The organism is Yinghuangia sp. YIM S10712 (assembly GCF_051388935.1).
In the GTDB taxonomy this organism is placed as follows: Bacteria; Actinomycetota; Actinomycetes; order Streptomycetales; family Streptomycetaceae; genus Yinghuangia.
The window spans coordinates 93,491-101,317 of sequence record NZ_JBPKBI010000022.1; the positions used below are offsets into that span (position 1 = coordinate 93,491).

The following is a 7,827-nucleotide window of genomic DNA, read 5'->3' on the forward strand; positions in this document are numbered from 1 at the left end:
CTGGTGCGGGTGCCGCGACTGCGACACACTCGCACATCAACGTCTCTGGGAGCGCCATGAGTTGGGACCAACAGGAGGAGCCCGCAACCGCGCACGACGTACGCACCCTCCAGTCAGCGCAGGGCTTGTCGGCTTATGCGAACCCGTGCGCCAGGAGTACCTGCGGGCCGTCGGCGGACGCGCCGACTACTACGAAGCCGACGCCATGCTCCACGAGACCTTCCCCTACTACGGTGTTCCCGATCACGCATGGCAGGAGACCGCGCGCCTTCAGCAGCGAATGGCCGATCGCAGTTGGCACCAGTCAGCCGGCCCGGTGGACCTTCTCATCGCCGTCACGGCCGCGCACCACAAGCTCACCGTCCTGCACGCGGACCGGGACTTCGAGGCCATCGCCCGTATTACCGGGCAGCCGGCACGTCGCATCGACTGAATCGGGAGCCGTCGGGCGTCGAGTCTTTCACGCTGTGCCGGTGACCACTTTTCGGTTGTGTTCCTGCCATGCGTCCGCGAGGCGGTCGACGGCGGCGCGCAACGTGGCCGGGGACTCGGCGAAGGAGAGGCGGAGCCCGTCGTGGTGGCGGCCGTCGAAGCACAAGGTGCTGCCGGGGGTGACGACGATGCCGTGGTGGGCGGCGGCGTGGCCGGCGAAGGTGTCGGTTTCGGCGAGCGGGAGGGTGACCCACGCGGCCCGGCCCGCGTGGGGGACGTGGCGTGTCCAGGCGGGGAGCCGGCGCTCCAGGTCGTCGAGGAGCAGGTCGCGGCGGGCGCGGAGGGCGCGGCGCAGCCCTTCGTACCACGCGGTGTCGGCGGCGGCGAGCAGGCGCACGGCCAGGATCTGGGAGGGAACTCCCGGTGCCGCGTCCAGGGCGGTGCGCAGGCGGAGCAGGCGGCCGCGCAGGGCCGCGGGGGCGCGCAGCCAGCCGATCCGCAGGCCCGCCCAGAACGTGCGCGACAGTGAGCCGATCGCGATCACGGAGGTGTCCGATGCGGCGAGGGGGCGCGTCGGCTCGCCGTGCGAGGGCGCGGCGACCAATCCCAGTCCGGTCTGGGACAGGTCCTCGACGATCAGCGCGTCGCGGCGTCGCGCGACGGTGAGGAGCCTTTCGGTGCGCAGCCGGCTGAGCACCGCGCCGGTGGGGTCGTGTGCCGCGGAGTCGACGTAGATCAGCGGTGCGTGCGTGTGCGAAGCGGCGCGGTCCACGGCGTGGACGTCGATGCCGTAGCCGTCGACCGGCACGCCGACCAGGCGCCCTTGGCGCAGTGCGACGGCCGCGGCGAGGCCGGCGTGCGCGGGGCAGCCGGCGATGATCGTGCGGCCGGGCGCCACCAGTGCCTCCACGATCAGCGAAAGCGCTTGCTGGGACCCGGAGGTGACGATCAGTTGGTCGGGGCTCGTGGCGAGTCCGACGCGGCGGGTCAGGTGGGTGGCCAGGGCCTCCCGCAACGCGCGCAGTCCTGCCGGTTCGGCGGCACCTTGCCCGGCGGCTCCGGCCGCATCGCCCAACTCGGCGAGCGACAAAGGCGCGACGGGCGGCAGGTGCCCGGTGTCGGCCGGGACGGCGAACGACAGGTCGATCGTGTCGCCGTCGTACCGCCGGGCCTGCTGCGGGGGTACGGTCAGACGGGGGTGGTCGGGGTCGCCGGGTGGCCGTCGGGCCGCATGGGTCCACGGTGGCTTCGGGCGGACGAACGTGCCTGCGCCCTGGCGGCGTTCGACCAGTCCGCTCTGTGCGAGGTCGTCGTACGCGCGCACCGCCGTGCCCCGGCTCACCCCGAGCGCCTGGGCGACGAGTCGTTCGGCGGGCAGGCGTACGCCGGTGCCCACGAGCCGGCGTTCGATGGTTTCGGCGAGCGTCGCGGCGATCTGCCGGTAGCGCGGACCCTCGCGGGTGTCCCAGCCGTCCAGGCCGATCCGCAGCCACCATCCGAGATCCTGGTCCACTCCGGCAACATTGGCACTGTCGCGGCTGTCGGGCAACGCCCTCGGCGATGCCGAGCCGCGCGACCGGGGTGCTCAGTCGCGGTCTCCGGGCCAATCCAGCCTGAGCCGGGTCGACTTGGGCAGTGACGCGACGACCAGGTCGTAGGAGTCCTCGATCATGTCGCGGACAAGTTCGTCGCCCACCGTGCCGTCGAGGGTGACGGTGTTCCAGTGCCGCTTGTTGAGGTGGTAGCCGCCGACGATCGCCGGGTGCTGCTTCCGCAGCCGCACCGCGAGTTCCGGTTCGCATTTGAGGCTGACGGTCAGCGGTTGGGCGGCAAGTGCGCTGAGGGCGAAGATTTTTCCTTCGACCTTGAAGACCGAGACCTGCTCGTTGAAGGGGAAGGTCTCGACGGCGCCGTTGAACGCCAGGCAGTGCGCCTTGAGTTGCTCAGGTGTCATGGAACTATGCCTTCAGAGAAGCGAGTTCGACCACGGTGATGTCCGCCGGCGCCCCGACGCGGACGGGCGGGCCCCACGCGCCGGCGCCCCGCGTGACGTACAACTGGGTGTCACCGTAACGCTCCAGACCGGCCACGGTGGGGTTGGCGAGTTCGGCGATCAGCGGTCCGGGCCACATCTGGCCGCCATGCGTGTGGCCGGACAGTTGCAGGTCGACGCCGTAGTCGACGGCGTCGTGGATGGCGACGGGCTGGTGGGCGAGGAGCACGGAGGCGCGGGTTCGGTCACGGTTGCCGAGCGCGAGGCCGAAGTCCGGCCCCTGACCGTCCGATTCACCGGCGAAGTCGTTGACTCCGGCCAAGTCGAAGGCGGGCAGTTCGACCCGGGCGTTCTCCAGGGGTTGGATGCCCAACTCGCGGACGTGGTCCACCCACTCCTCCGCTCCGGAGAAGTACTCGTGGTTGCCGGTGACAAAGAACGCCCCGTGCTGGGCCCGAAGTTCACGCAGCGGCGCGGCGGCCGGGCCGAGGTCGTCCACGGAGCCGTCGACCAGGTCTCCGACGATGGTGATCAGGTCCGGGTTGGTGCGGTTGACCGCGTCGACGACGCGTTGCGCGTGGCCCCGGCCCAGGATCGGGCCGAGGTGGATGTCGCTGACGACGGCGATGCGGAACCCGTGGGCGGCGCGCGGCAGTTTGGCCAGCGGCACGGTCACACGCCTGGTGCTCGGGCCCCGTAGGACGCTGTACGTTCCGTACCCGACCGTGCCGGCCGCGGCCGCCGCCGCACCGACGGCGACGACACGGGACACGAACAGCCTTCGGGACACCGCGGGTTGCTCGTCTGATGCGGGAACGGCGTCGGGGGCGGATGCGGAAGTGCCGTCGGCCTGCGTGTCGCGGACCGTGTCGCGGACCGTGTCGCCGGCTGCGCCGGGGTTGCCCGTCTCCGTCGACGCGTCCTCGGCCCGGGCGGCGCCGGTGCTGCGCATCGCGGCGACGGAGCCGACGGCCGGCTCGGGTATCTCGTCCGCCGACGACTGTGCCGCCCGGCGGGCCAGATGGCGGGTGAGCAGCGGACGTACCGCCTCTCCGACCAGCAGAGCGAGGACCAGGTACAACAGCACCGCCAGCCACAGGTAGCCCGGCCACGCGACGATCTGCTGCACGGTGAACCACACACCCGCGCGCGACGAGACGAACGCGGCGATGGTCACGATCGGCAGGGCCACCAGCACGGCCGTCCCCACGCGCCGGGCACTCCCGCCGGACCGGGTCGTGTCACGGACCATGCGGCACCACACGTACCAGTGCACGCCGGTCATCGCCGCGACAACCACGAGCACCCCGATCACCACCAAGAGGACCGTCACTTCCCACCCCGCATCGGTTCGGGACCACCTGGGCGCACCGGCCACAGGGGCGGTGAGCAGGGGTCTTGTCGCATCAGCGTACGTCGTGGCCGAATCTCAAGAGCCAGTCCTGTCACGCGCCCGGTCACGCGGACCCGTCGCGGCGGATCGTGGACGCCGGATGCGGACGCTCACGCGGCCGTCGTCACACCCCGTTAAGGTGACGCGCACAGCGGACCCGGGTGACGACCACCCGAGGGACCGCCCACGAACCGGGCCGCACCCCGGGGGGCGTCGGCGGCCGCGGCACGGGCGGCACAGGGCCCGGCACAAGGAACAGGAAAGGGCAGGCGCATGGGATTCGGGGACAAAGTCCGCGGTATCGGCAGCGCGGTCGGATCGGCTGCGTCGGCGGGGCGCGCCGCGGTCGGGCGCGGGGTCGAGGCCGGTCGTGAGGGGATAGCGTCCGGTGACTGGGTGCGCACGGCGCTGGGCGCGCTGCCGGTGCCGTCGTCACCCGCGACGGCGACCTGGGAGTACTCGCTCGGTGTGCTCATCTGCACGCACCCTCGCGTGCCCGCGGCGACGGCCAGGCTGCTCACCCCGCTCGACAGTCTCGGCGCGGTCGGTTTCGGCCCCGAGGGCGTCGGTTTCGACGGCGAGAACGTGCCTTGGGACAAGGTCACCGGGCTGCGCCTGCACGACGCCTTCACGGTCATGACGACGGACGGCCTCGACGCCGAGATCGACCGGGTGCGCGAGGTTCTGCCGCCGCTGCCCGGCCGCAAGTGGGTGGTGGGCAAGGCCGTCGAGGCCGCCGCGACGGTCGCGCTCGCGTCCCTCGAACAGGCCGCCGAGCGAAGGCTCGACACCGTCGAAGTGGCGTGCGAGATCACCTACAAGGGCATGTTGGGTCGTCAGAAGACCTTGAACGCAGGCCTGTTCGCGACCGCGCTGCTCGCGCACCGGCCCGAGGTCGCGGCGGCCCTCGTGGCGACCGCCGTCGCACACGGCGTCCCCGTCACCCCCGCGCCGCCGAGGACGCAGGACGCCGCAGCACGCGCGGTCGCGCTGCGCGCACGGACGGACGCGATGGCCGAGCGGCTGCGTGCGGCACAGCAGGAATCACAGGGCGACGACCCGGCCGCGCCGGCTGAGGCGGCGCCGGGCACGCCGACGGCTCCTGGGCCGAAGGTCGGCTGAGCCCCCCGCACGCAGACCGATCCCCACGTGCCGCCGAGTGCCGTGGGACCGGTCCGGGGAGCCGCCGCACCGACAGGCCGCGCGGTACGAAACGGCGCCGGCGCAGGCATGCACTGCTGCGCCGGCGCCTCCCGGGCACGGTCAGGTGGCCTTGGCGGGCTGTACGTCACGGAAGCGCGCCTCGAAGATCGAGTAGGCGCCGAAGGCGATGAGCCCCACCGCTATGGCGAACAACGGCCACGGACCGGCCGACGTCGTGGCGGTCTCGCGCAGGGTGTCGTCGAGCCCCTTGGCCTTGCCCGCGTCGTACGAGACCGCCGNAGGCGCCGAAGGCGATGAGCCCCACCGCTATGGCGAACAACGGCCACGGACCGGCCGACGTCGTGGCGGTCTCGCGCAGGGTGTCGTCGAGCCCCTTGGCCTTGCCCGCGTCGTACGAGACCGCCGCCGAGATCAGGAAGCCGCCGACCGCGCAGATCACCACGCCACGTGCCGAACGCCCGGGAACGCCGAGGGATTCCACCAGTCGCTGCGTCGCCTCCGACATCCGCCCGGTCTTCAGGTGGCGCAGGAACCGGCGGCGTACGGCGTTGACGATCGCCACGACACCGGCGACCACGACGCCGACACCGATCAGCAGGACGAGCCACCGTCCGCCGGTCTGGTCCATGACGCGCGCGGTCCATCCCTTGGACTGCTCGTCACTCGACTGCTGCCCGCCCGAGGTGCCGCCGCCGCTGTCGGTCACGAACGCGACGACGCTGCCGCAGATCACGCCGTACACGATCGCCCGCGCGAGCGAGATCAGCCTCTTGGTGGGCTTCGTTCCCTCGGGCCCGGCCTGGCCGTACGCCACTTCCGCGAGGCGCCACAACGCCAGCCCGGCGAACCCGACCGCGATCGCCCACAGGACGGCTTCCCCGCCGGGCTTCCCGGCGACCGCTCCGAGGGCCCCCTGCCGGTCCGCCTCTGCTCCTTCGGCGCCGCGGCCTATCTGAATCGCGAGCACGGCGACCAAAATGTAGTTGACCCCGCGTGCCACAAGCCCTGCTCGCGCGAGGACGCTCAGTGACGAACTCCCGGCGGCCTCACGCCCGGCCCGGTCCACAGTGCTGCTGCCACTCCCCGACATATCGGCTCCCTTCCGAGGAAGCCCGTAACCCGAATCGGGGCCGCCATGCGGACCGCCGTGGCACCGAGCTGCCGGTGCGGCGTGCACAGTGGGCAACTGCTCGTCCGCACAACGCGATCCGTCAGCCGGATCACGCGGCCCGGGACACCGCTTCGGGCCGGTGGGCGAACCTGGTCGCGCCCTGGCCCAACACAACGAGAGATTTCAGGTGAGCACGGACGAACTGGTCACCCAAGTCGTAGCCGCCACCTCGATCATCGTCGCTCTCAGTTATCTGCTGCGGTCCGTCGCCCGACGGCTGGGACAGCCGGAGGTCATCGGGCAGATCTTCGCGGGCATCGCCCTGGGGCCGAGCCTGCTGGGGCACCTGCCCGGCGACCCCACCGAGACGCTGTTCCCGACGCAGGTACTGCCGTACATCTCGGTGCTGGCGCAAGTCGCCCTGGTGCCTTTCATGTTCGCTGTCTCGTGCGAACTCGACCTGAGGGTGCTGCGGCAGCGGCGGCGCCTGGTCCCGGCCGTCACCGCCGGGGCCTTCGTGATCCCGATGCTGCTGGGCGTCGGTACGGCCTTCCTCATCGGGCCGCTTTACACGCCGCCCGAGGGCCCGGCACACGACAACGTCTCGTTCGTGATGTTCATGGCCGTCGCGATGGCGGTGACCGCCGTGCCCGTGCTGGCCGGCATCATCCGCGAGCGGGGCGCGGCGGGCAGCCTCCCCGGCGTCGTCGCGATGACGTCCGCGGGCATCATCGACGCACTGGGCTGGCTGTTCCTGGCCGCGGCGATCCTGATGAGCAGTTCGACCGACGGCGACCACCTGCCGCTGCCAATGACCGTTGCGCTCTTCGCGGGCTACCTGGTGACGATGTGGTGCGTCGTCCGCCCGCTGCTGGGCCGCTGGCTGAGCCGGGCCGGTGCTCGCGCGCGCGATGACCTGCCGGTCGTCGCCGCGCTGGCGATGGCCTCCGCGTGGGCCACCGCCGCACTCGAACTGCACGTCATCTTCGGGGCGTTCGTGGCCGGGCTGATCATGCCGCGCAACGATGCCGGGGAGCCGGAGCCGGATCTCGTCCGCCCGCTCCAGGAGACCGGCACCGTCCTTCTGCCGGTGTTCTTCGTGGTCAGCGGCCTGTCCGTGGACATCGGCGCGCTGACGGCCGACGACTACGCACTGCTGGCGATCCTCGGGACAGTGGCGATCGCCGGCAAGTTGGGCGGCGGTGTGTTGGGCGCGCGCGTGGGAGGCATGTCGTACCGCGAGGCGACGATCGTCGGCGTCATGCTCAACACCCGCGGCCTGACCGAGCTGATCGCACTCAACATGGGCTTGCAGAGCGGCATCATCGACGAGTCGCTGTACACGGTGCTGGTGCTCGTGGCGCTGGTGACCACCGTGCTCACCGGCCCGGCACTGACCCTGCTGCGTTTCCCGGAGCCGCGAGCGACGCCGAAGGGCGCACAGGCCGACGAAGCGGTGCTGCCGCGCCAATCCGAGGACGAGTCGGTCCCCCGGAATCCCGCCGGGGAGCTCCCGGGCGCGTAGGGGTCCGCTCGTCGCGTGCGTGTGCGTGTGCTCCGAGGCGAACTCCGGTGCGGCAGAACGCCTTGAGCGGCACACATCACGCAACTTCCGCCCGTCACAAGGCCCGCCGGATGTCCGGCGGGCCCCGATTCGTCTCGCTCCTCCTGTCAGACATCCCATGGCGTTAGGCGTCAAGCCGCGGTGAGGTTCGCGTGGTGGGCCCAGGCGGT

7 protein-coding genes and 1 pseudogene are annotated in these 7,827 nt (G+C 71.7%); 3 read left to right on the forward strand and 5 right to left on the reverse strand.

Annotated elements, in window-relative coordinates; all coding sequences use genetic code 11:
* Nucleotides 1-145: 145 nt before the first annotated feature.
* On the forward strand, nt 146-433 hold the full coding sequence (locus ACRX5W_RS29360; protein WP_436791387.1) for a PIN domain-containing protein: 288 nt from the start codon (nt 146-148) through the stop codon (nt 431-433).
* A gap of 27 nt (nt 434-460) precedes the next feature.
* Here the strand turns inward: ACRX5W_RS29360 and ACRX5W_RS29365 are convergent, their stop codons facing one another.
* The 3 genes from ACRX5W_RS29365 to ACRX5W_RS29375 form a co-directional block, all read right to left on the reverse strand.
* On the reverse strand, nt 461-1,945 hold the full coding sequence (locus ACRX5W_RS29365; protein ID WP_436791388.1) for a PLP-dependent aminotransferase family protein: 1,485 nt from the start codon (nt 1,943-1,945) through the stop codon (nt 461-463).
* A gap of 72 nt (nt 1,946-2,017) precedes the next feature.
* Nucleotides 2,018-2,386, reverse strand: coding sequence for an MmcQ/YjbR family DNA-binding protein (locus tag ACRX5W_RS29370; RefSeq protein WP_436791389.1), 369 nt, complete (start codon nt 2,384-2,386; stop codon nt 2,018-2,020).
* A gap of 4 nt (nt 2,387-2,390) precedes the next feature.
* Nucleotides 2,391-3,710: a metallophosphoesterase gene (locus tag ACRX5W_RS29375; RefSeq protein ID WP_436791396.1), complete on the reverse strand. Its 1,320-nt coding sequence runs from the start codon at nt 3,708-3,710 to the stop codon at nt 2,391-2,393.
* A 381-nt stretch (nt 3,711-4,091) separates the two neighbouring features.
* Here ACRX5W_RS29375 and ACRX5W_RS29380 point away from each other — a divergent pair, with 381 nt between their 5' ends.
* Nucleotides 4,092-4,940 carry a hypothetical protein gene (locus tag ACRX5W_RS29380; protein WP_436791390.1) on the forward strand — a complete coding sequence of 283 codons (849 nt, stop codon included), beginning with the start codon at nt 4,092-4,094 and terminating at the stop codon, nt 4,938-4,940.
* A gap of 141 nt (nt 4,941-5,081) precedes the next feature.
* Here the strand turns inward: ACRX5W_RS29380 and ACRX5W_RS29385 are convergent, their stop codons facing one another.
* Entirely contained in the window at nt 5,082-5,213 is a 132-nt protein-coding gene (locus tag ACRX5W_RS29385; RefSeq protein WP_436791397.1) for a DUF1206 domain-containing protein, read from the reverse strand.
* Between the two features lie 61 nt (nt 5,214-5,274).
* A pseudogene (locus ACRX5W_RS29390) lies at nt 5,275-6,072 on the reverse strand (DUF1206 domain-containing protein); the annotation flags it as partial.
* A gap of 208 nt (nt 6,073-6,280) precedes the next feature.
* Here ACRX5W_RS29390 and ACRX5W_RS29395 point away from each other — a divergent pair.
* Nucleotides 6,281-7,618, forward strand: a complete 1,338-nt coding sequence (locus tag ACRX5W_RS29395) for a cation:proton antiporter (RefSeq protein ID WP_436791391.1) — start codon at nt 6,281-6,283, stop codon at nt 7,616-7,618.
* Nucleotides 7,619-7,827 lie beyond the last annotated feature (209 nt).

Coding starts and splice junctions, on each gene's coding strand:
- ACRX5W_RS29370 (WP_436791389.1), bottom strand. CDS start 2,386: ATGACACCTGAGCAACTCAAGGCGCACTGCCTGGCGTTCAACGGCGCC.
- ACRX5W_RS29375 (WP_436791396.1), bottom strand. CDS start 3,710: ATGACCGGCGTGCACTGGTACGTGTGGTGCCGCATGGTCCGTGACACG.
- ACRX5W_RS29380 (WP_436791390.1), top strand. CDS start 4,092: ATGGGATTCGGGGACAAAGTCCGCGGTATCGGCAGCGCGGTCGGATCG.